The sequence below is a fragment of the Mycobacterium sp. 1164985.4 genome, from assembly GCF_001668575.1.
GTDB lineage: Bacteria > Actinomycetota > Actinomycetes > Mycobacteriales > Mycobacteriaceae > Mycobacterium.
The window spans coordinates 1-22,220 of sequence record NZ_LZMD01000116.1 but is presented as its reverse complement, the minus strand read 5'-3'; the positions used below and the strand labels follow the sequence as shown (position 1 = coordinate 22,220).

At 67.0% G+C, this 22,220-nt stretch carries 24 protein-coding genes; 12 read left to right on the top strand and 12 right to left on the bottom strand.

The features are described from left to right. Window positions 1-68: 68 nt before the first annotated feature. Window positions 69-641, bottom strand: coding sequence for a hemophore (locus A5650_RS25855; RefSeq protein WP_067299015.1), 573 nt, complete (start codon window positions 639-641; stop codon window positions 69-71). A 357-nt stretch (window positions 642-998) separates the two neighbouring features. Here A5650_RS25855 and A5650_RS25850 point away from each other — a divergent pair, with 357 nt between their 5' ends. Genes A5650_RS25850 through A5650_RS25840 form a run of 3 tightly spaced genes read left to right on the top strand, consistent with a single transcriptional unit; the run spans window position 999 to window position 4,855 of the window. Beyond that, the gene (locus tag A5650_RS25850) at window positions 999-3,935 is read left to right on the top strand and encodes an MMPL family transporter (protein WP_067299013.1); all 2,937 of its coding nucleotides are present in this window, start codon (window positions 999-1,001) and stop codon (window positions 3,933-3,935) included. Then, window positions 3,932-4,438, top strand: a complete 507-nt coding sequence (locus A5650_RS25845) for a helix-turn-helix domain-containing protein (RefSeq protein WP_067299007.1) — start codon at window positions 3,932-3,934, stop codon at window positions 4,436-4,438. The genes A5650_RS25850 and A5650_RS25845 overlap by 4 nt, the downstream gene beginning before the upstream one ends. A gap of 21 nt (window positions 4,439-4,459) precedes the next feature. Continuing rightward, the gene (locus A5650_RS25840; RefSeq protein ID WP_067299005.1) at window positions 4,460-4,855 is read left to right on the top strand and encodes a CoA-binding protein; all 396 of its coding nucleotides are present in this window, start codon (window positions 4,460-4,462) and stop codon (window positions 4,853-4,855) included. Window positions 4,856-4,878: 23 nt separating this feature from the next. Here the strand turns inward: A5650_RS25840 and A5650_RS25835 are convergent, their stop codons facing one another. Beyond that, window positions 4,879-5,568 (bottom strand): hypothetical protein, encoded by a 690-nt coding sequence (locus A5650_RS25835; RefSeq protein ID WP_067299003.1) that lies wholly within the window; start codon window positions 5,566-5,568, stop codon window positions 4,879-4,881. Next, entirely contained in the window at window positions 5,565-6,155 is a 591-nt protein-coding gene (locus A5650_RS25830) for a hypothetical protein (RefSeq protein ID WP_067299001.1), read from the bottom strand. Before A5650_RS25830 ends, A5650_RS25835 begins: the two co-directional genes overlap by 4 nt. Window positions 6,156-6,278: 123 nt before the next feature. Here A5650_RS25830 and A5650_RS25825 point away from each other — a divergent pair, with 123 nt between their 5' ends. Together A5650_RS25825 and A5650_RS25820 are read left to right on the top strand one after the other, a co-directional pair. Continuing rightward, the gene (locus A5650_RS25825; RefSeq protein WP_067298999.1) at window positions 6,279-7,592 is read left to right on the top strand and encodes a nucleotide disphospho-sugar-binding domain-containing protein; all 1,314 of its coding nucleotides are present in this window, start codon (window positions 6,279-6,281) and stop codon (window positions 7,590-7,592) included. Beyond that, window positions 7,589-9,568, top strand: a complete 1,980-nt coding sequence (locus tag A5650_RS25820; RefSeq protein WP_067298997.1) for a M13 family metallopeptidase — start codon at window positions 7,589-7,591, stop codon at window positions 9,566-9,568. Before A5650_RS25825 ends, A5650_RS25820 begins: the two co-directional genes overlap by 4 nt. A 52-nt stretch (window positions 9,569-9,620) precedes the next feature. Here the strand turns inward: A5650_RS25820 and A5650_RS25815 are convergent, their stop codons facing one another. Continuing rightward, window positions 9,621-10,682 carry a L,D-transpeptidase gene (locus tag A5650_RS25815; protein ID WP_067298994.1) on the bottom strand — a complete coding sequence of 354 codons (1,062 nt, stop codon included), beginning with the start codon at window positions 10,680-10,682 and terminating at the stop codon, window positions 9,621-9,623. Window positions 10,683-10,854: 172 nt separating this feature from the next. On the opposite strand from A5650_RS25815, the gene A5650_RS25810 reads away from it, so the two are divergent. Beyond that, window positions 10,855-11,244, top strand: coding sequence for a PPOX class F420-dependent oxidoreductase (locus A5650_RS25810; protein ID WP_067298992.1), 390 nt, complete (start codon window positions 10,855-10,857; stop codon window positions 11,242-11,244). Window positions 11,245-11,274: 30 nt separating this feature from the next. Next, window positions 11,275-11,568: an MTH1187 family thiamine-binding protein gene (locus tag A5650_RS25805; RefSeq protein ID WP_067298989.1), complete on the top strand. Its 294-nt coding sequence runs from the start codon at window positions 11,275-11,277 to the stop codon at window positions 11,566-11,568. On the opposite strand, the gene ricR is transcribed toward A5650_RS25805, so the two are convergent. Further along, a complete protein-coding gene (ricR, locus tag A5650_RS25800) occupies window positions 11,565-11,855 on the bottom strand; it encodes a copper-sensing transcriptional repressor RicR (RefSeq protein ID WP_067298987.1) in 291 nt (96 codons plus the stop codon). The two genes, A5650_RS25805 and ricR, sit on opposite strands and share 4 nt — an antisense overlap. 1 nt (window position 11,856) lies before the next feature. Continuing rightward, window positions 11,857-12,480: a DUF305 domain-containing protein gene (locus A5650_RS25795; protein ID WP_067298985.1), complete on the bottom strand. Its 624-nt coding sequence runs from the start codon at window positions 12,478-12,480 to the stop codon at window positions 11,857-11,859. Between the two features lie 80 nt (window positions 12,481-12,560). Between A5650_RS25795 and ilvD the strand changes: the two genes are divergently transcribed. Beyond that, window positions 12,561-14,291: a dihydroxy-acid dehydratase gene (ilvD, locus tag A5650_RS25790; protein WP_067298983.1), complete on the top strand. Its 1,731-nt coding sequence runs from the start codon at window positions 12,561-12,563 to the stop codon at window positions 14,289-14,291. A 4-nt stretch (window positions 14,292-14,295) separates the two neighbouring features. Here the strand turns inward: ilvD and A5650_RS25785 are convergent, their stop codons facing one another. The 5 genes from A5650_RS25785 to A5650_RS25765 form a co-directional block, all read right to left on the bottom strand. Next, the gene (locus A5650_RS25785; RefSeq protein ID WP_067298981.1) at window positions 14,296-14,811 is read right to left on the bottom strand and encodes an MBOE_33420 family protein; all 516 of its coding nucleotides are present in this window, start codon (window positions 14,809-14,811) and stop codon (window positions 14,296-14,298) included. A gap of 86 nt (window positions 14,812-14,897) precedes the next feature. After that, window positions 14,898-15,305, bottom strand: coding sequence for an SRPBCC family protein (locus A5650_RS25780; protein ID WP_156744352.1), 408 nt, complete (start codon window positions 15,303-15,305; stop codon window positions 14,898-14,900). Window positions 15,306-15,345: 40 nt separating this feature from the next. Beyond that, complete coding sequence (locus A5650_RS25775; protein WP_082950951.1) at window positions 15,346-15,864, bottom strand: MBOE_33420 family protein; 519 nt, start codon at window positions 15,862-15,864, stop codon at window positions 15,346-15,348. Between the two features lie 25 nt (window positions 15,865-15,889). Continuing rightward, window positions 15,890-16,663, bottom strand: a complete 774-nt coding sequence (locus A5650_RS25770) for a DAPG hydrolase family protein (RefSeq protein ID WP_067298977.1) — start codon at window positions 16,661-16,663, stop codon at window positions 15,890-15,892. A 1-nt stretch (window position 16,664) separates the two neighbouring features. After that, on the bottom strand, window positions 16,665-18,002 hold the full coding sequence (locus A5650_RS25765) for an FAD-binding oxidoreductase (protein WP_067298975.1): 1,338 nt from the start codon (window positions 18,000-18,002) through the stop codon (window positions 16,665-16,667). Between the two features lie 66 nt (window positions 18,003-18,068). On the opposite strand from A5650_RS25765, the gene A5650_RS25760 reads away from it, so the two are divergent. Continuing rightward, window positions 18,069-18,725, top strand: coding sequence for an IclR family transcriptional regulator domain-containing protein (locus tag A5650_RS25760; protein ID WP_231992811.1), 657 nt, complete (start codon window positions 18,069-18,071; stop codon window positions 18,723-18,725). Here A5650_RS25760 and A5650_RS25755 read toward each other — a convergent pair whose 3' ends face one another. Further along, window positions 18,726-19,391 carry an O-methyltransferase gene (locus tag A5650_RS25755; protein ID WP_067298971.1) on the bottom strand — a complete coding sequence of 222 codons (666 nt, stop codon included), beginning with the start codon at window positions 19,389-19,391 and terminating at the stop codon, window positions 18,726-18,728. 297 nt (window positions 19,392-19,688) lie between these two features. On the opposite strand from A5650_RS25755, the gene A5650_RS25750 reads away from it, so the two are divergent. From A5650_RS25750 to A5650_RS27035, 3 genes are all read left to right on the top strand, one after another. Beyond that, the gene (locus tag A5650_RS25750; RefSeq protein ID WP_067298969.1) at window positions 19,689-20,360 is read left to right on the top strand and encodes a hypothetical protein; all 672 of its coding nucleotides are present in this window, start codon (window positions 19,689-19,691) and stop codon (window positions 20,358-20,360) included. Further along, window positions 20,357-21,478: an ESX-1 system-associated protein gene (locus A5650_RS27725; RefSeq protein ID WP_082950949.1), complete on the top strand. Its 1,122-nt coding sequence runs from the start codon at window positions 20,357-20,359 to the stop codon at window positions 21,476-21,478. The genes A5650_RS25750 and A5650_RS27725 overlap by 4 nt, the downstream gene beginning before the upstream one ends. Window positions 21,479-21,562: 84 nt before the next feature. Beyond that, window positions 21,563-22,220, top strand: a 658-nt coding sequence (locus A5650_RS27035) for a hypothetical protein (RefSeq protein WP_197501990.1), incomplete at its 3' end; no start/stop codon positions are given.

Sequence of the window (22,220 nt, the reverse complement as noted above, 5' to 3'; positions counted from 1 at the left end):
AATCGCCCGAAAAGGCGAAATCCGCAGCCCAGAACGCCCGCAGACGTTGGCTTACGCGTCGCCCCGGGTCAGGGCAGACCGGCGATCGCCGAAGAAGGCGAAGGCGCGCTGCCCTGCGAAACCGGTGACGCCCCATGCTGTTGCGTCGCGATGCCCGGTGCGGTCGCCGTCGGCGCCTTGGGAGTCGGTGGCTGCGCCGGCGAACTCGCGGGCAGGCCGCCGCCCTGCTGCGCGGCCTGCATCAGACCCATCACCTGAGGCAGTGTGAACGGCAGCTTGCACTTGCCCGACAGGCTCGTGAGCGGCTGCTGCAACTGCTGCATGTCCTTGGCGACTTGGGGGTTGGCGTCGAAGTAGTTCTTCAGCGCGCCGAGCGACTGTGGTCCGGCCTGCTGCTTGGAGATCGTCGTCAACGCCTGGTTCGTCTGCGGATGCGCCTCGAGGTACTCGCCCGTGGAGTTGGCAACGTCTCCGATGGTCTTGGCGACCGAACTGGCGGCGCAGGGATCCTCGGCGGCGGTGGCCGACGGCAACGACGTCATGGACGGCAACACCAGCGCGGCCGCCACGGCCCCGCCTGCGGCGGAGGCGGCGACGACGCCGACGAAGCCACGACGCATCAGCCGGGGGGTCGCTTTCATGGACAACTCCTAACGATTTGCGAACGTTTCGAGATCTCGAACGGCCCGCAAATGCTCTCGTGATGGACGGCAATCAGTCCCCGACGCCGAAAACGGCCGATGCTTATCCTGCCACCCGGCGCACGACCACCGCCAATTCTGCGGGGCGGCGAGCCCCGCGAACGCACGTCGAGGGGTGTCCGCGGTAACGCCGATCGCGTTGTTCGCGAGAACGAATCGGGTGACCTTGAGGCGTTGCTGGCAGACTGCTTGAGGCCCCTGGGAGGACACCGAAGGGTGGGGCACCTTACCGCAGGTTGAGGTACGCTTCGCCTACAAAACGCCGGGGAGAAAGCGGGGAATCCAATCCAGCAATTCATGTTGCGCTTGAGCAGCAAACTGCGCAGATATCGCTGGGCGGTTTTCGCCGTATGGGTGCTCCTACTCGTCCCGTCTGTCTGGCTGGCGCTGAACCAGTCCAGCCATCTCACCGGCGGCGGTTTCGAGGTCGAGGGCTCCCAGTCGCTGCGCGTGCAACGCGAACTCGAAGAGCACTTCCCCGATCAGGGCGCCTCGCCGCTGGCGTTGGTGGCCGCACCCCGCGCCGACGCGTCGTACCAGGACATGAACGACGCCGTCGCCCACCTCGAACGCCTGGCGGCCGAGGTGCCCAGCGTCAAGATCGTCCCGAACCCGCTGGGGGCACCTCCCGGCCAACGGCCAGGGGGACAGCCGCCGCCGCAACCGGACCGGCCCTACGTCATCACGTTGCAGCTCGACTTCAACAACACGGGCGCCGTCGATGTCGCCAAACAGCTGCGTCACAAAGTCGGCATCAACGGCGAGGACCCGGGCGAGATCGAGAACGGCAGGGTCAAGCTGTACGTCATCGGTCAGGGTGCGCTGGGCGCCGCCGCGACCCAGGCCACCAAACACGACATCGCTCAGGCCGAGCGGTGGAACCTTCCGATCGTCCTGATCGTATTGCTCGCGGTGTTCGGATCGCTGGCCGCCGCGGCCGTGCCGTTGGTGCTCGGTATCTGCACCGTCGTGGTCACGATGGGGCTCGTCTACCTGCTGTCGATGTTCACGACGATGTCGGTGTTCGTGACGTCGACGGTGTCGATGTTCGGTATCGCGCTGGCCATCGACTACTCGCTGTTCATCCTCATGCGGTTCCGCGAGGAGCTGCGCGCCGGCCGAGACCCCGATCAGGCCGCCGACGCCGCGATGGCCACGTCCGGCCTTGCGGTGGTGCTGTCCGGGCTGACCGTCATCGCCTCGGTGACCGGCATCTACCTGATCCACACCCCCGTGCTGGTGTCGATGGCCACCGGCGCCATCCTCGCGGTCGCGGTGGCGGTGCTCACCTCCACCACCCTGACGCCGGCCGTGCTGGCGACGTTCGGCCGGTCGGCGGCGCGGCGCTCGTCTTACCTGCATTGGTCGAGGCGCCCGGAGAGCACCCAGTCCCGGTTCTGGACCCGGTGGACCGGCTGGGTGATGCGCAGGCCGTGGTTGTCGGCGCTGGCAGCCGCGGCGCTGCTGATCACGCTGGCCGCGCCCGCGTTCTCGATGATGCTCGGCAACAGCATGCAGCGGCAGTTCGAGCCGACCCACGAGATCCGCGGCGGCGTCAACGCCGCGGCCGAAGCACTGGGCGCGGGCGCGCTCGGCCCGGTGCGCGTGTTGGTGGCGTTCCCGGACGGCAACGCCGCATCGGCGCCGGCGAAGGAGCCACTGCTCGACGCGATCCGCCAGCGGATGGCCCAGGGCCCGAACGTGGTGTCGGTCGGCCCGCCGTCGTTCGGCGAGGATTACCGCCATGCGCTGCTCTCGGCGGTGCTGTCGGTCGATCCCGAGGACATGGCGGCTCGTGAGACCGTCGACTGGATGCGCGCCGAACTGCCGTCGACGGCCGGGGCCGAGAACGTGAACATCGACGTCGGCGGCCCGACAGCGCTGATCAAGGACTTCGACGACCAGGTGTCGGTCAAGCAGCCCCTCGTGTTCGTCTTCGTGGCGCTGATCGCGTTCTGCATGCTGCTGGTGGCGATCCGCTCGGTGGTCCTGGCCATCAAGGGCGTCCTGATGACGGTGTTGTCGGTCGCCGCGGCCTACGGCAGCCTCGTCGCGGTGTTCCAGTGGGGCTGGCTCGAGGATCTGGGGTTCGAGAGGATCTCGTCGCTGGACAGCACGATCCCGCCCCTGGTGCTGGCGATGACGTTCGGCCTGTCCATGGATTACGAGATCTTCCTGCTGACCCGCATCCGCGAGCGCTTCCTGCTGACCCGCAACACCCGCGACGCTGTGGCCTACGGCGTCAGTACGAGCGCGCGGACCATCACCAGCGCCGCGCTCATCATGATCGCCGTGTTCATCGGGTTCGCGTTCGCGGGCATGCCGCTGGTCGCCCAGCTGGGCGTGGCCTGCGCGGTGGCGATCGCGGTGGATGCGACGGTGGTCCGGCTGGTCCTGGTGCCCGCGCTGATGGCGATGTTCGACGAGTGGAACTGGTGGCTGCCCCAGTGGCTTGCCCGCGTCCTGCCGTCGGTCGATTTCGAGAAGCCGCTACCCAAGGTCGACACACCGGACCTGATCATCATCCCCGACGATCTGTCGTCGCTCGGACCGACCGGATCCGAGCTGCGCACCGTCGTCAAATCGGCGGCCAAGCTGAAAACCCTTGTACCGCAAGCCGTGACGGTGGCCGACCCGCTGGCATTCAGCGGATGTGCGCCGGGCGCGCCGACAGTGAAGATGCGCAGCGCCGGGCGGCTCAGCGCCGGGCATCGCAACGGCGGCGGCGGTACCGCGCTCGCCACCGCCCCGCCGCCCGTGCACCCGGTGACCATGTGGCGGGGACGCCTGGCGGTCGCGCTCGACGCGCTGGAGACCGCGTCGGAGTGCGAGCACGCGACCATGGAACGGCGCAGCCCGATGGAGACCACCAACGTCCAGCTGCCGACCGGTGACCGGCTGCAGATCCCGACGGGCGCGGAGACGCTGCGGTTGAAGGGCTACCTGATCATGTGCCGCAACACCACACGCGACTACGCGGAGTTCGCCGATCTGGTCGAGTGCATGGACACGCGCACCGCGGCAGAAGTGCTGAGCACAATGGACCGGTACTACTCTGGTTCGCAGTCGAGGAAACAATGGGTGGCGACTCAGCTGGTGCGCCGACTGGCCGACCCGCAGCCGTCGGACGAGCACGACACCCGGATGTCCGGTCCGGAGGCGGAGGCGGAGTGGGCCAAGGTTCGGGAGCGCTGCCTGTCGGTGGCGGTCGCGATGCTGGAGGAGGCGAGGTGACGGTGACTCCCGACATCCGGGATACCCGCCGCCAGGGGGTCTCCGAAGGTCAGGCTGCGAAGCCGGCGGGCGACGAGCGTCCGGTCGAGTTCTGGCCCACCGCAGCCATCCGCGCGGCCCTCGAAACCGACGACCTGGCCGTCTGGCAGCGCATCGTCGCGGCGATCAAGCGGGATCCGTTCGGACGCACCGCCCGTCAGGTCGAGGAGGTGCTCGAGACCACGCGGCCGTACGGCGTGTCCAAGGCACTGGCCGAGGTCCTCACCCGCACGCGCGAACACCTCGAGGCCAACGAGCGCGAAGAGGTGGCCCGCCACATCCGCGCGCTGCTGGAGCACTCCGGGCTCGGCCGCCAGGAGTTCGCGTCGCGCATCGGTGTGCCCGCCGAGGACTTCGCGGCCTTCCTCAGCGGCAAGACGAGCCCGTCGGCGTCGTTAATGGTGCGCATGAAGCGGCTCTCCGAGCGGTTCGCCCGGATGCGATCGTCGCGGCCCCACAACTGAGGCGCTGGGTATACGCCAGGAATGGACCTCGAACAAATCCTGCGGGAGACCCGCACGGTGGCGATCGTCGGCGCATCACCCAACCCCGCCCGCGCCAGCCACGACATCTGGACCTACCTCAGGGCGGCGGGCAATTACGAGCTGTATCTGGTGAACCCGACCGTCAGCGACATCGAGGGCACACCGGTCTATCCGTCACTGGCGGACCTGCCGGTCGTGCCCGACCTCGTCGACGTGTTCCGGCGCCGCGAGCACCTTCCCGAGGTACTGCAGGACACCATCGCGGTGGGCGCCAAGGTGTTGTGGTTGCAGCTCGGCCTGTGGGACGAACAGGTCGCCCGTGACGGTGAGGCCGCCGGCCTGACGGTCGTGATGGACCGCTGTATCAAGGTCGACCACGCCCGACTCCTCGGCTGACGCTCTGATCGAAGGCCACGCGCTCAGCGCGAGTGGATCGGCGACACGTCGTCGACCAACCACCGACCGTCGTTCTTGCTCAGGGTGACCCGCAGCGCCAGCACCGCGGTGTCGGGCTGCTTGCCCGGCGAGTTCTGCGTCGCATGCAGGATCACCGCGACGCTCGCGGCGTTCGGGCCGATCGCTTCGACGCCCGCCGAGACGGTGCTCGCTTGCGCGGACACGTTGCGGCTGGTCAGATCCTTTGCCGCCGAGGAGAACTCGTTCCTGAACGCCTCGGCGCGTTCCGGCGCCATCATCGCCGCCGCGCGGTCGATCGATGCAGTCGGGCTTTGGGGGGTGAACGTGGCGGACGCTTCGGCCACACTGCTGGCGATGCCGACGACGTCGGCGCTGTCGTTGCGCAGCATCCGGTCCGGCACCGTCCACTTCAGGTACCCGACGAGCACCGCGGCCGCCACCGTCGCCGTCGCGACCGCCACCACTCCCAACCTCAACCCCGGGCCGTCGTCGTCGGTGCCGACCGTCACCGCGTCGCGGCGCGCGAGCACCACGTTCACCACCACGCCCTGCACGATCAACAGGCACAGCACCGAACAGACAGATACCCACCAGACCGGCCAGGCCAGCGCGATGCCGATGTAGACCAGCGCCGCTACCGCCGCCAGCGGAGGGGCGACGTCGAACGCGGCGACCCGCCAGACGTTCCTCATCGGATCGGCTCCAACCGCGAGATCAGCAGTTTGCCGTCGACGTCGGAGACGTCCAGCCGAAGCGTCCAGCGCACCGTCTTCGGCTTGTCTCCGCCGACGTTCTCGCTGATCGACGTCGCCACCACCATGACGGTGTCGGTGCGGGATGCGAATTCAGAGATCTCGGGCTGCGGCCGATGCGGCCGTGCCCCGTCGCGACCAGGGGGCGGGTGATAGATCGATTCGACGGCCACCGAGTCGATCTGGCCGGCGGTCTTCGCCTGCAGGGTCTGCACGAGCTTGCGGTACGGCTCGACCGCCGCGTCGAAGTCGGCGTTGAGCTGCCCGACCGTGCCCTCGTGCAGCTTGACCATGTCGGCCTGCACCGTGTCCTTGTTCATGTTGATCAGCACGTTGGTCCAGTCGGCCGCGGTCTGCATGATGCGCGAGCGGTACCGCAGTTCGTCGGTGTCGTCGCGGTGCTGGGTCCAGATCAGCGCGGCCAGCGCCACCCCTATCACCGCGATCACGCCCAGTACCGCCGATGCAATGCCGTAGCTGGTGAAGACAGGACCGTCCTCGGTCGCGGTGGGCTCGTCCTCGGGCATGCGCGTGAGGGTACCGGGCTGCGGCTCGGACCCCGCTGAGCGGTCAATGTCACAACCCGTCCGGCGCTCGAGAGCGGAGAAGAGGGGTATGCAGGCTCGCGACCGGCCAACCGAAGGGATTGCGTGGCCAACTACCTCATCGCCGCCAGCCCCATCCCCGGGCATGTGATGCCGCTGCTGCACGTCGCCGCCGACCTCAAGGAGCGCGGTCACCGCGTCACGGTGCTGACCGGCGCCGAACACCGGGACGCCGTGCTCGAGCGGAAGCTGTCGACGATCGATCTGCCCGCCGCGGCCCGTCCCAAGCGGGATCACACCGGATTGCGGGGCGTGCCTGCGCTGCTCGACCGCTGGTACCGGGGTCGCGCCGAGATGCGCTCGGTGTTCATCGATCCGCTGGCCGCGCAGTACTGGGCACTGCGTAAAGCGCTTGCGCAGGAGCGCTTCGACGCGGTGCTGTGCGATGTCGCGTTCACCGGCGCACTGCCACTGTTGACAGGACACCGGCCCCGGCCGTGGATCCTGGTGTGCGGAGTCGGTCCGCTGACCCTGTCCAGCGCCGACGCCCCGCCGTTCGGGACGGCGTGGTCGCCACGGTCGGACCTCAACTACGAACCGATGACGTGGGTGACGCACCGGGTCATGTTCCGCGACGTCCACACCGATCTGAACGGCGCGCTAGCCGCAGTCGACGCCCCGCCGTCGCCGGTGTTCTTGACGGATTGGCCGCTGCTCGCCGACCGGCTGCTGCAGTTCACGGTGCCGAGCCTGGAATATCCGCGCAGCGACCTGCCCGCGACCGTCGTCTACACCGGCCCGGTCATCCCGAAACCGTCCGCCGACCGGCGTGGGCTGCCGTGGGATCCGGCCCTCGACGGGCGCACGGTCGTGCATGTCAGCCAGGGCACGTGGGACAACGAGGACCTCGACGCGCTCGTCGTCCCGACCGTCGAGGCGCTGGCCGATCGCGAGGGTCTGCTGGTGATCGCGACGACGGGGCGGCAGGGTCGCACGACGATTCCCGGCCGGGTGCCCGCCAACGCCTGCGTCACCGACTTCCTGCCCTATGCCGAATTGCTGCCCAACGTCGACGTGATGATCACCAACGGCGGTTACGGCGGCGTACATCAGGCGTTGTCGCACGGCGTCCCGCTGATCGTCGCCGGCGGCTCGGCCGACAAACCGGAGGTCGCCGCCCGCGTGGGCTACGCCGGGGTGGGCATCAACCTCGGGACATCACGGCCGCCACGCGCCGCGATCGCGCGCGCGCTCGAGGACGTTCTCGCCGCCGATGGCTACCGCACCGCTGCACAGCGGGTGAGCCGAGAGATCCGCGACACGGACGCCTTCGACCGCATCGCCGAGACGCTCGCGGGTCTCGCGGTGCCGCAGCGACCCGGGAGACCAGCCACGGGTTCTGGCACCCTGGTGGGGTGACGGTAGAAGCAATCAGATCCGGTATCGACCTCAGTTACGTCGACGCCGACGCCCGCCCGCAAGACGACCTGTTCGGCCACGTGAACGGCCGCTGGCTGACCGAGTATCAAATGCCCGGTGACCGCGCCACCGACGGTGCGTTCCGGTCGCTGTACGACCGCGCCGAGGAGCACGTGCGCGACCTCATTACCGAAGCGGCGGCGTCGAACGCGGCCCAGGGCAGCGACGAACAGCGAATCGGCGATCTGTACGCCAGCTTCATGGACGAGCAGACCGTCGCCGCGCGTGGAATGCAACCACTGCTCGACGAACTGACGGCGATCGATGCGGCCGACTCCCCCGATGCACTCGCCACGGTGCTCGGCGCATTGCAGCGCACCGGGGTCGGCGGTGGCACGGGCGTCTATGTCGACACCGACTCGAAGGACTCGACCCGTTACCTGCTGCACATGAGCCAGTCGGGCCTGGGTCTGCCCGACGAGTCCTACTACCGCGACGAGCAGCACGCCGAGATCCTCGCCGCCTATCCGCAGCACATCGCGGCGATGTTCGAGTTGGTCTACGGCCCAGGCGATCACGACGACACCGCGGCCCGCATCGTCGCGCTGGAGACCAAGCTGGCCGCCGCGCACTGGGACGTCGTCAAGCGGCGCGACGCCGACCTCACCTACAACCTGCGCACGTTCGCCGACCTGCCGACCGAAGCACCGGGCTTCGACTGGGCCGGCTGGGTGTCCGAGCTCGGCACCACCCCGGAGAAGGCCGCAGAAGTCGCTGTGCGTCAACCCGATTACCTCACCGCATTCGCCGCCGAATGGTCGGACGGCGACCTCGAGGACTGGAAGCGCTGGCTGCGGTGGCGCGTCATCCACGCTCGCGCCTTCCTCCTGACCGACGACCTGGTCGCCGAGGACTTCGCGTTCTACGGCCGGCGGCTCTCGGGCACCGAGCAGATCCGCGACCGGTGGAAGCGCGCTGTGTCGGTGGTGGAGAGCCTGCTGGGCGACGCGGTCGGAAAGCTTTACGTACAGCGGTATTTCCCGCCGCACGCGAAGGAGCGGATGGATGAACTCGTCGACAACATTCGCGAGGCGTACCGCGTCAGTATCAACTCCCTGGACTGGATGACGCCGCAGACGCGGGAGAAGGCGCTGGCCAAGCTCGACAAGTTCACGCCCAAGATCGGATATCCCGCGAAGTGGCGTGACTATTCGGGCCTCGTCATCGAGCGCGTTGACCTCTACGGCAACTACCGTCGCGGCTACGCGTTCGAGTACGACCGGGAACTGCGCAAGCTCGGCGGACCCGTCGACCGCGACGAATGGTTCATGACGCCGCAGACGGTCAACGCCTACTACAACCCGGGCATGAACGAGATCGTCTTCCCCGCCGCGATCCTGCAGCCGCCCTTCTTCGACGCCGACGCCGACGACGCCGCGAACTACGGCGGGATCGGTGCGGTCATCGGCCACGAGATCGGGCACGGCTTCGACGACCAGGGCGCCAAGTACGACGGTGACGGCAACCTGGTCGACTGGTGGACCGACCAGGACCGCACCGAGTTCGGCGCGCGCACAAAGAAGTTGATCGAACAGTACGACGAGTACGTCCCTCGGCAGTTGAGCAACGGACACCACGTGAACGGTGCCTTCACCGTCGGCGAGAACATCGGCGACCTCGGGGGCCTGTCGATCGCGCTGCTGGCGTACCGCCTGTCGCTCAAGGGTGAGCCCGCGCCCGTGCTCGACGGGCTGACCGGCGAGCAGCGGGTTTTCTTCGGCTGGGCCCAGGTGTGGCGGACGAAATCCCGTGACGCCGAGGCCATCCGGCGGCTTGCGATCGACCCGCACTCACCGCCGGAGTTCCGGTGCAACGGCGTCATCCGCAACATGGACGCGTTCTACGAGGCGTTCGACGTCACCGAGAACGACGCGCTGTACCTCGACCCGGAACGACGGGTTCGTATCTGGAACTAGGGATTTCGGTGCGCTAACAGTCGCTCAGCGATCGTTAGCGCACCGAAATCGCTCAGAACATCTGCCAGTCGGACGCGCCGTCGGGCTGGTTGTAGGTGCCGACCGAGTTCTTGACAACGACGGCGTCACCGCTGCCGAAGTTGTCGAAGAACCACTGCGCGTTGGCGGGGCTGAGGTTGACGCAGCCGTGGCTCACGTTCTCCTCACCCTGTGAGCCGACCGACCACGGCGCGCTGTGCACGAAGGCGCCGCTGTTGTCGATGCGCACGGCGTCCTGCACTTTGACCTTGTAGCCGTTGGGCGAATCCACCGGCACTCCGTAGGTGGAGGAGTCCATCACGATGTCGGCGAACTTCTCCAGCACGTAGTAGGTGCCGTTCTTGGTCTCGTGGCCCTGCTTGCCCATCGACACCGGGAACGTCTTCTCGAGCTCGCCGTTGCGGTGGACGTACATCTGCAGGGTGTCGTTGTCGATGGTGGCGACGAGCTGCTCGGGCACGGTGAAGCTGGACTTGGTGCCGGAGGCGTCGATGTTGACCGTCGTGCCCGCGGGCCAGAAGTCCTGCGGACGCCAGCGCACCTGGGTGTCACTGGTCCAGTAGAACCGGCCGGGCACCGGCGGGTTCGACGAGATATGGATCGCATCCTCGGCCATCTGACGGTTGGCGATCGGCCGCTGGAAGTTGATGTAGATCGGCTTGGCTGCGCCGACGATCGAACCGTTGCTCGGATTGAAGGACGGCGGCGCGAACACCGGGGAGCCGACGTACGGCGTCGGGTTCTGCCCGGGCGGGGTGCCCTCCGGGATCGGCTGCTGCTGAGCCAGCGGATTGGGCGGCGCGAAGAACGGGTTCGACGACGGCGGCGGAGGCGGTGTCTCGGCCGCCGGGGGCGGCCCGGGCGGGGCCGCGGGGGCCGCGAGCGGATCCGCAGGCGGAGGCGGCGGCAGGGCCGGCCCCGGTGGCGGTGCCGGCGCCAGGGCCGGATCGACCGGCGCCGGTGGCGGCGGGACAACGGGCTGAGCCAGAGCGGACGGGCTGGTGAGCACCATCCCGCCGACGACGCTCGCCGCCAAGACCGCAGTGAGCAGCCGACTGCGCTTTACCCTGCGCATACACAACCTCCCAGTCGCAGAACTTCAACCAGTGTGGCATAACGCCCGGGACACTCAGTGCCGCCTCGACGTGGGCAAACCCCTTATCGACACCCGTGACCTGCACTGTTCATCGGTTCAGGACGCTTACTGTTAACACCGCAGCCGCCGAACCGCCTTCGAGAGGATCGCCATGGTCGCCATTCCCGCCGGATACGAGTCCCTTCTGGAACGCCCGCTGTACGGACATCTGGCCACCGTCCGGCCGGACGGCACGCCACAGGTCAATCCGATGTGGTTCGCGTGGGACGGCGAGGTGCTGCGCTTCACCCACACCACCAAACGCCAGAAATTCCGCAACATCGAGGGTCAGCCCGCGGTCGCGATGTCGGTCAGCGACCCGGAGAACCCGTACCGCTACCTCGAGGTCCGCGGCGTCGTCGAGGCCATCGAGCCCGATCCGACCGGCGCGTTCTACCTGCAGCTCAACGATCGCTACAGCGGCCCGTTGACCGAACCGCCCGCCGACAAGGCCGACCGGGTGATCCTGATCGTGCGACCCACCGGCTACAGCAAGCAGTAGCCGACCGCCGGTCGGTGGCAGGCTGGTCGAATGATTGTGGCCTTCAGCGTGAGCCCGACGGGTGGCGACGACAGTGTCGGCGACGCGGTCGCCGAGGCGGTAAGGGTGGTCCGCGAATCCGGGCTTCCCAACGAGACGAACGCGATGTTCACCAACATCGAGGGCGACTGGGACGAGGTGATGGACGTCGTCAAGCGGGCGGTCGATGCGGTCGCTGCGGTGTCGCCACGGGTGAGCCTGGTACTCAAGGCCGATATCCGCCCCGGCCACACCGATCAGCTCACGGCGAAGGTCAAGCGGATCGAAGACGTCCTCGGCGGCTAGGACCGCACCAGGCGCGCGATCGCGGCTGACGCCTCGGCCAGCTTCGCGTCGGCCTGGTCACCGCCTTCGGTGACCGCCTGCGCGACGCAGTGCCCGAGATGCTCGTCGAGCAGACCGAGCGCGACCGACTGCAGCGCGCTGTTGACGGCGCTGATCTGGGTGAGCACGTCGATGCAGTACTTGTCGTCCTCGATCATCTTCGCGATGCCGCGAACCTGACCCTCGATTCGGCGCAGCCGCTTGGCGTAGTTGTCCTTCTGCTGCGAATATCCGTGCACCGCGGTCATTTCAGCCCCTCAACATCTGGTTCATCTGATCGATCTCGGCCTGCTGCGTGTCGACGATGGACTGGGCCAGCCGCTTGGCGTCGACGTTCTCGCCGTTGGCGAGCTCGGCGCGCGCCATCTCGATCGCGCCCTGGTGATGGCCGATCATCGACTGCAGCCACAGGGTGTCGAACTCCGGACCCGAGAGCGTCTTGAGCTTCGCCATGGTGGCGTCGTCGACCATGCCCTGCATCGCGCCGTGCCGGGCGCCGTGCCCGCCGTGCCCCTCCTGCCCGGTGCCCGCTTCGGGGCTCTCCTTCCACTGCACGAGCAGTACCTGCATGGTGCGGATCTCGGGCTCCTGGGCGTTGGCGATCTGCTGGGCGAGCGTCTTGAGCTCGGGGTTCGTGGAGCGGTCCGGAACCAGCGCCGACAGTTCGACTGCCTGCTCGTGATGCGGGATCATGTCAGTCGCGAATGCGACGTCATCGGCGTTGAAGCCGGCGGGCTGACCGCTGATCGCAGGCTCGTCAGGGTGCTCGTGGTCGGTGTGACCATCCGACGCCGGGGTGGTGCATGAAGTGAGCAACACGGCGGTGGCGAGGGCGACCAGGACAGCGGCGAGGCGAGCGATGAGGGACGTCATGGGCTCGATGTTACCGCATACCCCACCGGGGTATAGATAACGGTTTGGCCGGGGCAAAACCCCGAAGGCATACTTGTTCGATGCCCTCAGAAACTCCCGACACCGAAGCCCACCGTCGGGCCGAGCCCGACATCAAACCCCGTAGTCGCGACGTCACCGACGGCCTGGAAAAGGCCGCAGCCCGCGGGATGCTGCGCGCGGTGGGCATGGAGGACGACGACTTCGCCAAACCGCAGATCGGCGTCGGCTCGTCGTGGAACGAGATCACCCCTTGCAACCTCTCACTGGACCGGTTGGCCAAGGCCGTCAAAGACGGCGTCCACGCCGCGGGCGGCTTCCCGATGGAGTTCGGAACCATCTCAGTGTCCGACGGCATCTCTATGGGCCACGAAGGCATGCACTTCTCGCTGGTGTCGCGCGAGGTGATCGCCGACAGCGTCGAGACGGTCATGCAGGCCGAACGCCTCGACGGCTCGGTGCTTCTCGCCGGCTGCGACAAATCCCTGCCCGGCATGCTGATGGCGGCGGCGCGACTCGATCTCGCGAGCGTGTTCCTCTACGCCGGGTCGATCCTGCCGGGCAAGGCCAAGCTGTCGGACGGCACCGAACGCGAGGTGACGATCATCGACGCGTTCGAAGCGGTCGGCGCCTGTGCGCGCGGGCTGATGCCCCGCGAGGACGTCGACGCGATCGAACGCGCCATCTGCCCCGGCGAGGGCGCCTGCGGCGGCATGTACACCGCGAACACGATGGCCTCCGCCGCCGAGGCGCTGGGCATGTCGCTGCCGGGCAGTGCGGCGCCGCCGGCCACCGACCGCCGTCGCGACGGATTCGCGCGACGCAGCGGCCAAGCCGTCGTCGACCTGCTGCGGCGCGGCATCACCGCCCGCGACATCCTCACCAAGGAGGCGTTCGAGAACGCGATCGCGGTGGTGATGGCGTTCGGCGGATCCACCAACGCCGTGCTGCACCTGCTGGCGATCGCCCATGAGGCCAACGTCAAACTGACACTCGAAGACTTCACCCGGGTGGGCGCCAAGGTGCCTCACCTCGCCGACGTCAAGCCGTTCGGTAAGCACGTCATGTACGACGTCGACCACATCGGCGGTGTCCCCGTTGTGATGAAGGCACTGCTGGATGCTGGTCTGCTGCACGGGGATTGCCTTACGGTCACCGGTGAGACCATGGCCGAGAACCTCCGCCACATCGCGCCGCCGGATCCCGACGGCAAGGTGTTACGTGCGCTCAGCAACCCCATCCACCCGACGGGCGGCATCACGATCCTGCACGGCTCGCTGGCCCCCGAGGGCGCCGTGGTCAAGTCGGCGGGCTTCGACTCGGACGTCTTCGAAGGCACGGCAAGGGTTTTCGAGCGCGAGCGGGCGGCGCTGGACGCGTTGGAGGACGGCACGATCCAGGCTGGCGATGTCGTGGTCATCCGCTACGAGGGCCCCAAGGGTGGGCCCGGTATGCGGGAGATGCTGGCGATCACCGGCGCCATCAAGGGTGCGGGTCTCGGCAAGGACGTGCTGTTGATGACTGACGGCCGGTTCTCCGGCGGTACGACGGGCCTGTGTGTCGGGCACATCGCGCCCGAAGCCGTCGACGGTGGCCCGATCGCGTTCGTGCAGGACGGCGACCGCATCCGCCTCGACGTGGCGAACGGCACGCTCGATGTGTTGGTCGACCCGGCGGAATTCGAGTCGCGCAAGGCCGGTTTCGAACCGCTGCCGCCGCGCTACACCACCGGCGTGCTGGCGAAGTACACCAAGTTGGTCGGGTCGGCGGCGGTCGGCGCGGTCTGCGGGTAGCGCCCTATTGGGGCGTTGGCGGGTCGGTCGGCGTCAGCGCGATGGGAAGCCAGTAGGTGCCGGGGCCCTGGCCCGGGCAGCCCGGAGCGGGCACCGTGAAGGTCCGCTCACCGGAGAAGCTGCCGTCGCCGTTGGGCCTGAGCCAGTCCGAGCGCTGCGTGGTGACGTTGCCACCGCTGCCGTCCGGATTGCAGTAGAAGGGGTATTCGCCCGCGGACTCCCATCGGTCGCCGTTCCACCGATATTCGAATTGTGCAGGCGCATCGGGGTCTTGCGAGATCTCCGTCTCGCGCAACCACTTGGCCAGGCAGCCGGTCGTATCGCAGTTGGTGGTGAACAGTCCTAGCTGTGTGGCGGGCGGCGCGAAAGCCGGCGCGCCGTTGAACGTCTGCCGCGAGTGATCGAGAAAGGCGTTGTAGTAGCCGTAGATCGGTGCCGGTTCGGGGCGGTCGGCGGTGGCAACGGGCGCCAAGGTCACTGCGGTAGAGACGATGCCCACGACGAGCGAGAGTGTCTTCATCTTCGAGAGCCCCTCCGTCTGGAGCCCTCGACGGCCGGAGAACCCTGGGCACTGGATAGCACAGTGCCGCGTCGGCCGTCGTCGAATCAGCGAGTCCGGCGTGCGCCGGCGAGCTGGGCGATGCGCGGCAGGGCGATCGCGCAGACCGGCAGGTACGCCGTTGCCCACCACGGCACGCCGAACACGATCCTCGAGCCGTCGTCCTCGGCGATCACCTCGTGACGCGTGGCCCCGACACCGGCGACCTTCCACGCCCAGCAGCGGCGGGGACGGAACTCGGTGACCGTGAATGGCAATGGCACACCGACCGGTGTGAAGACCTTGCCACGGGCTCCGAGATGCAACGGTTCGGGGTCGTCGAGTTCTGCGCCCGACACGGTCGGTCCCCACTGCGGCCATGTGGACAGGTCGGTGATGACGTCCCAGACCGCTTCGGGAGACGCGTCGCTGCGCAACTCCACGGTCGGCATCCCGCGCCGGAATCCGAAGTTCACCAGTGGCTGATGCCCCGCTCCGGGGGCGGTTAAACGACGGCTATCGCGGTGGTGGCGGGTCGATGGGTGTCAGGTTGAACGTCAGCCAGTGGGTGCCGGCTCCCTCGCCAGGGCATCCGGCCCCTTCGGTGATGAGGGTCCGCTCCCCGAAGAAACTGCCGTCCGCGTTGGGAATCAGGAAGTCGGAGCGTGTCGCGTCCACGGCACTGTGCGGGTCGCTCCGATCACAGAAGTAGGGATACTCACCGCTTGTCGACCACCGGTCGCCGGTCCACCGGTACTCGAACTCCAGCGGTGCGCCCGGATTGCGGGCGTGGTCGTCCTCGTTGTGCCAGCGCGCGACGCAGCCGTTCACATCGCATTGTGTGGTCAGTTCGACGGGGAACGTGACCGGGTTCATCGGTGTCGGCCGGCCGTTGAACGTCTGCTTCGAGAAGTCGATGAAGACGTTGTACCACCCGTACAGCGGCGGTGGTTCGGCTCTTTCTGCGTGCGCGACAGGGACGAAGGCCATGGCTACGCCTGCGGCAAATGCCGCCACCGGCAACGATTTCGACATAGATCTGGTTAACACATCGACAGGCTCAGCGCCCGCCGAATCGCGCGTAAAGCTCTGGCAGGAAGGCGGCGAGATGGTTCATCTCCTGCGCACAATGCACCATCAGGTCGCGGGGGTCGGGTAGCTGGCGTGCAGCGACGGGTCGAACGACCCTGTCAGCCAACCGGTTTGCGTACCGCACAGCGACATGACGACCGCCCATCCAGAAGCGCGACCGCATCTCGGAGCCGTCGGGCGTCGCACGAATCTGGTGGACCAGCCAGCCGACATCGACCGGCACGTCGCTGGATCCGAGCCGCGCGCAGATCGCGACGGTGTCGCTCAACTCGCCCAGCCCCAATTCCGACGGGTCCACGAACTGGATCGCCGGGCGGGTGAACGACGAACCCAGGTACTCCTCCACGAGAGATGTCCGTCCGACGTACCCGACTTCGCTGCCGCCGTCACTCCAGTGAGCCGACACGTGCGCCCGGGGGTGCCACAGCTTGTAGCGGCGCGAATCACTGCCGTGCCACCCGAACCACCAATCCCACATGCCCGGTGTGACGCCAGGCATGTCCGTGCGTACCGACACCTGGATACCGCCGTCGCGCAGGACGCCGTATCCGTTCTCGGTCTGTTGATATCCGTCGCCCCGCATCGCGACGATGTCGTCGAATGCGGGCAGTGTCGGCTCCGCCTGGGGACCGTGCTCGAGCGCCTCGATGACATGCTTTGGTAAAGCAGCCATCTCGGCGTTGTAGAACTGCGCAAACTCGACGGAGAAGTCGTCATCGCGGTAGCCGAGGTAGGACTTCATGTCAGACCCTGCCCATCCAAGTGTGGAATCGGCCGTCGGGGTCGTACTGGGCGCGCACGCGATCGAGGCGCTTCATCGCGGCATCGGTGGCGAACCGGGCCGGACGTTGACCGAGATTCTCGTCGGCGAGCTGGATGCCGGTCGCCAGATGTGCCATGGCCGCCATGTTCGACCGTGCCCAGTCGGCATAGCGGTCGTCGTCGGCGGCATCGCGCCAAACCGTGTACAGCGCAAGGTAGATGTCGTCCTCGAGGCTGTACGCCATGTCCTGGCGAGCGGGCGACGGTCCCCAGTTCAGCCAGAGGAAGTGCGACGGATGCGGCGGCAGCGTTTCGATGATGCGGCGGATACCGGGTAGCAGGTCGTCGGCCGAGGCCGACGTCCACATGTTGTCGGCGGCATAGCGGTAACCGGTCGGATAGTTGCTCATCACCCCCTCGTACCAGCTCGCGAGATCGGCAGGCGCGTATGGGATCGCGACGATGGCCTGGTCACGGACCGGGCATGTGTCGAGCAGTGCCAACGCTTTCGCCGCCTCGTCTTCCGAGTCGGCGAACACCGGTGAGGCCATGACGATTCCCGGCTGGTCGACCCCGGCGCCCGGCACACTTCGCGACGCGACGATCTGCAACTCGACGCGACGGTCGACGTCGGCGCTGATGGCTCGGGCCCAGGCGAAGATCTTGTCGGCCAGGTCGATGGGGTACACGTAGAGGCTGCTCCCGCAGACGGCGGGACGGGGATACAGCTTGAGATGGAACGCGGTCACCACGCCGAAGAAGCCCGGTCCCGATCCCCTTGCCGCCCAGTAGAACTCGGGGTGGCTCTTGGGGCCGCAGTGGATTCGGTCGCCGTCGGCGGTCACGACGTCGAGGCCGATGACGCTCTCACAGGCCGGACCGAGGATGCGGCTGTTCCAGCCGTATCCACCCTGTAGCAGGTATCCGCCGATGCACACGCCCTTGCAGTGCCCGGCCGGAAAGAACAGGTTCTGGGCCTCGAGGTCCGCGGCCAGCAGGCTGCCGCCCTTGCCGGGTCCGACGATCGCGGTCATGCGGTCCGCGTCGATGGAGCAGTCGTCGAGGCGGCTGACGTCGAGCAGCAGGCCACCGTCGCGGACGTGGTTGCCCGCCCAGCTGTGCCCGCCCGAGCGCACACCGATCTTGAGGTCGTGTGCGGCCGCATAGCGGACCGCGGCGACGACGTCGTCGACGTCAACGGCCTGCACGACCACTTCGGGATAGCGGTCCGGGGTGCGCGCATTCCAGACGGTCGCGCGGCGAGCGGCGTCGTATCCGTCGTCGGAGCGGGTGAAGGAACGGCCAGATGGAAGCGACATCTGGGACCTCCTCGGTCCGTATACCGAATCTTTGTGAACCGGTATGCGGATCAATATAGTGAGGGAGTGACGCGGCCGGGCCGAAATGAACGAACTGACGGCATTCAGGTGCTGCGTCGGGCGGCGGCCGCCCTCGACGAGATCGCGGCGGCTCCCGGACAGCTGCGGCTGGTCGATCTGGGGGCGCGGCTGGGGCTGGCCAAATCGACGGTGCGGCGGTTGCTCGTCGGGCTGGTGGAGGTCGGGTTCGCAGCGGTCGACGAGCAGGGTCGGTTCTCGCTCGGGGATCGTCTGCTCGGGCTCGGAAGTGCTGACGTCGCGGGGCTAGCGGCGTTGTTCCGGCCGACGCTCGAGCACCTTGCGGGCGGCACCGGGGAGACGGTCGACCTCTCGGTGTTGCGTGGTGGCGAGATGTTGTTCATCGACCAGGTGGAGTCGGCGCATCGACTGCGGGCAGTGTCGGCCGTCGGGATGCGTTTCCCGTTGAAGTCGACGGCCAACGGGAAGGCGGCGACGGCGTTGTTGAGCGGGTCGATTGACGTTGCGTTCGACCGGGACGAGCACACGGTCGGAATCTCGGCTGCCGGGGTTGCCGGACGCGCGGCGGGCGGACATGTCGTCGCGATCTCGGTGCCCGCGCCGACCGAACGGTTCGCGGCCCACGAGAAGCGGATCGTGGCGGCGCTTCGCGAAGCGGCGGCGTCGGCGCCGTGGTCGAGGTGACTACTCGACGATGCGGGCGACGGCGAAGCCGTCCCAGCCTTTGAGCCCGACGGTCTGGATCGCGGCGGTTTCGAGTCGCGGGTGGTCCCCCATCATCTCGAGCATCTCCCGGACGGCGCGGGCCTGGGCGTCGTCGGCGGCGGGTTCGAGCACGCGACCGAAGCGAGCGATGTTGTCCACCACGATGATCGCGCCAGGCCGGCCGAGCTTGATCGCCCACTCGACGTAGGCGACGTTGTTCTCCTTGTCGGCATCGATGAAGGTCAGATCGAACACGTCACCGCGTTCGGCGAGCACGGGCAAGGTGTCGAGCGCGGCGCCGACGATGATCTCGATGCGATCCTGCACGCCCGCCCGGACGAAGTTCTCGCGAGCGATCTCGGCGTGCTTGGGCTCGTACTCGAGGGTGACGACGTGGCCCTCCGCACCGACCCCGCGGGCGAGGTTGATGGTGCTGTAGCCGGCCAGGGTGCCGATCTCGAGGACGCGGGTGGCCGACGACAAGGCCGTCAGGAGGTAGAGGAGCTTGCCGTGCTGGCCGGACACCTCGATCGGCGGCATGCCGGCGGCGTCACCGGATTCACGCGCGGCGCGCAACGCGTCGTCTTCGGTGTGCAGGATGCGGTTGAAGAGCTCGTCGAGCGTCTTGGAGTCCGGGTCGGCCACTCGCGGAACGATAGCGGAGTCATGCGTCGGCGCCGAAGGCCGTCGGGTGGCGTTTGCTGACATCGGCCGCTCTGGTCTTTTACCCGGTAACGGCCCGGATGCGCTGGCACTGCAATGAGTAACTCGTCGACCGTGGCAGGACCGCTTCACGACGGAAGAATGCCTGCGGAGGGTGGGCGTAGGAGTGGTGAAATTTGGCGCGATCGCTGGTATTGCTGGTCGGGTAGCATTTGCCGGGTGACGCTGGAGGGGCATGCCGATCGATCGGCGCGACGCTGATCGCTGCGCGGGAAGACGATGACTGAGACGCTGCGAATCGATACCGAGCTGGTGCTGGAGGCCGGTGGGCGGTTGCAGGCGCTTGCAGAAGGCATTCCCGAGCCACCCGCTTCATTCAAGCCCGAGGGCGACGATGCTCTGTCGACGGCGATCGCGGCGAAGGTGGCCGAAATCGTCGATCCGGTGATCGCCCGGCTGCCCGTCGCCAAAGCTGAGTTGGCGAAGTACGCGCAGAACGTGGTGAACGCCGCCCACAGCTACGACTCGACTGACCGCGCGATCGCCCAGGAAATTCTGAAGCGTCTCGAATCGGTCGACGATGCGGCGGGGGCGAGCGGCGCAATCGGCGCGGTCTCGGGTGTTGCGTTGGGCGCGAGACCGGCGGATGCGGGCGAAGCGCCAGCGGCGGGTCAGCTGGGCGCGATGATGCCGATGGCGCAGCAGGCTGTTCAGGCGACGACGCAAGCGGCGGGTATGGCGGATTCAGTTCCGCAGGCGGTAACGCAAGGCGTGCAGCAGGGCGTGCAGCTGATAGGGATGGCGGGCATAGACGCGCCTGGGCAGGCCGGAGAATTGCAGGGGGAACCGGGAGCAGGACCGGGAAACTCGAATGTTGAGACAGCGCGGGAGGTTTCGTTGCGGCGCCAATCCCGGTCTTCCTCCGAGGAGGAACCGGGGACGGCCTTGTGAGCTTTCCGCCACCGCCCGGAGGCCCGTCGCCCGGGAATTCGGGTCCGCCGCAAGGCTATTCAGGACCGTACGGTCCGCCGCCGCAGCAGCCGCCGTGGCCACAGCAGTGGCAGCCGGGCCCGCCGCCAAAGAAGCGGGGCAACGCATGGAAGTGGGCGCTCGGAGCTGTAGCGTTGCTCGCAGTCATCGGGGTAACTGCGGCAGTGACGATTTCGGTTACTTCCGATGGCGGTGACGAACGCGATCCAACGCCGTCGGGAGAGACTTATGGTCTAGCGAGCGCCGACGACACAGGTCCGGTGAACATCATCACGGAAGACCCCACGTGCGCGGCCTGGACGCCGATCAATGAACGACTGGCAAAAGCTCAACGAAACGGATGGGAGAGCATCGACCGATCCATCCGCGCTTCGGATTGGTCACCTGAGCAGCGGGCGCAATACGTCGCTGTCGGACAAGCGATGCTAGATGCCGCCGACCAGACAGAACGTTTGGTTCGAATGACCCCGCACAGAACTATGCGTCAATTGTTCGAGCAATTCATCGGCTACGCGCGGGCGTATAGCGAGGCAATACCCACCTACTCTCCCCCCGCCAATTACTTAGCTACCGTCGCGGCAGATGCGTCATCATCAATTGGGAATATCTGCGCCACACTTGCCTACGGATCTGCGCAAACATGGTCTCCGTCAGTCCCGTCCGTCGCTCCCCCATCGCACTTAACGCCACTGCAAGACCCCAAACACGCAAGGCCTTTCTTATCGTCACCAGATAGGACATGTCCGGAGTGGGAACCACTTCTAAGACGCTTTAAAGCGGACACCGCGTCTTGGTCCACCGTCGATGCAAGCAAACCCGCAACACAGTGGACACCGGAGGAGCGATCCTCCGCCGAAGCGCTCATTCCTGTCGTAGAAAACTTTGCGGAAGATGCTGAAAGACTAGGCCGACAGAGTACGAACGGAGTCCTGCAGGATTTTGCCGTCTTGGCCGCCCAGTACCGCCGCGCCTTCGCCCAGGCGCTACCGAGTTACAGCCCCGCCGACTCGTATCTTTCGGCGGTCGCTGTCGACCTTACTAACCTGATTTTTGATGCGTGCAAGGCTGTTGAGGACTAACCGATGGGTATTCGCAGGCCCCCTGACCCATACGGGTTAACGGCGCCGCCGGCGTGGCCCGAGGCTGACGAAGAGAGCCTGCGATTGTCCGCAGCCACGTTCGAAGAAGCATCGAAATCAGTTGACGCCAAACGTGATCTGGTAAAGCAGGAGCAGACAAAAGTATTCGCCGGCGTCGGGCTATGGTCTGGAATCGCAGCCACCGTGGCTAGCGCCACCCTCACTGAGCGAATCCTCGATCTTGAGGAGGTGAAGCGGAATCTTGATGCCGCCGCGAATTTCCTTCACGAGAGCGCTGCAACGATCGTTTCAACGAAGATTCAGATCACGAGCAACGTCGAGATAGCCAACGCAATCCTTGCCTGGATCGAGGTTAACCCCGACATACCCGAGGATTCAAAGCAGTCTGCACTTTCAGAGGGAATAGCCGCTGTCCGTCAAGAGAATGCATCGCTCGTCACAGCAGCTGCGTCCGAGATCTCGACGGCGAAGACGCATCTCTCAGCGGACGCAGGGAAACCAGCGGACGTATCCTTCTTCCACGGAGCAGGATCCGACGGCGGGCCGACCTTCAGCCCCGCAAGCCGCATTTCTGGCGTCGGTGGTGATGACCTTGTTCAGGGCCCGCCTCCTGGAATCTCAGCGGGACCAGGTGCGCCGTTGCCTGCTAATAGCCGTATGAGTGAGGTCGGCGGAAGTGAGGCGGTAGATGACCCCGCGCCCGGTTTTCCACCGGTTGGTG

Bases quoted from the DNA above. Each gene is read 5' to 3' on its own strand.
- A5650_RS25855 (WP_067299015.1), bottom strand. From the start codon at position 641: ATGAAAGCGACCCCCCGGCTGATGCGTCGTGGCTTCGTCGGCGTCGTC.
- A5650_RS25850 (WP_067299013.1), top strand. From the start codon at position 999: ATGTTGCGCTTGAGCAGCAAACTGCGCAGATATCGCTGGGCGGTTTTC.
- A5650_RS25840 (WP_067299005.1), top strand. From the start codon at position 4,460: ATGGACCTCGAACAAATCCTGCGGGAGACCCGCACGGTGGCGATCGTC.
- A5650_RS25835 (WP_067299003.1), bottom strand. From the start codon at position 5,568: ATGAGGAACGTCTGGCGGGTCGCCGCGTTCGACGTCGCCCCTCCGCTG.
- A5650_RS25830 (WP_067299001.1), bottom strand. From the start codon at position 6,155: ATGCCCGAGGACGAGCCCACCGCGACCGAGGACGGTCCTGTCTTCACC.
- A5650_RS25815 (WP_067298994.1), bottom strand. From the start codon at position 10,682: ATGCGCAGGGTAAAGCGCAGTCGGCTGCTCACTGCGGTCTTGGCGGCG.
- A5650_RS25810 (WP_067298992.1), top strand. From the start codon at position 10,855: ATGGTCGCCATTCCCGCCGGATACGAGTCCCTTCTGGAACGCCCGCTG.
- A5650_RS25805 (WP_067298989.1), top strand. From the start codon at position 11,275: ATGATTGTGGCCTTCAGCGTGAGCCCGACGGGTGGCGACGACAGTGTC.
- ricR (WP_067298987.1), bottom strand. From the start codon at position 11,855: ATGACCGCGGTGCACGGATATTCGCAGCAGAAGGACAACTACGCCAAG.
- A5650_RS25795 (WP_067298985.1), bottom strand. From the start codon at position 12,480: ATGACGTCCCTCATCGCTCGCCTCGCCGCTGTCCTGGTCGCCCTCGCC.
- ilvD (WP_067298983.1), top strand. From the start codon at position 12,561: ATGCCCTCAGAAACTCCCGACACCGAAGCCCACCGTCGGGCCGAGCCC.
- A5650_RS25785 (WP_067298981.1), bottom strand. From the start codon at position 14,811: ATGAAGACACTCTCGCTCGTCGTGGGCATCGTCTCTACCGCAGTGACC.
- A5650_RS25775 (WP_082950951.1), bottom strand. From the start codon at position 15,864: ATGTCGAAATCGTTGCCGGTGGCGGCATTTGCCGCAGGCGTAGCCATG.
- A5650_RS25770 (WP_067298977.1), bottom strand. From the start codon at position 16,663: ATGAAGTCCTACCTCGGCTACCGCGATGACGACTTCTCCGTCGAGTTT.
- A5650_RS25765 (WP_067298975.1), bottom strand. From the start codon at position 18,002: ATGTCGCTTCCATCTGGCCGTTCCTTCACCCGCTCCGACGACGGATAC.
- A5650_RS25750 (WP_067298969.1), top strand. From the start codon at position 19,689: ATGACTGAGACGCTGCGAATCGATACCGAGCTGGTGCTGGAGGCCGGT.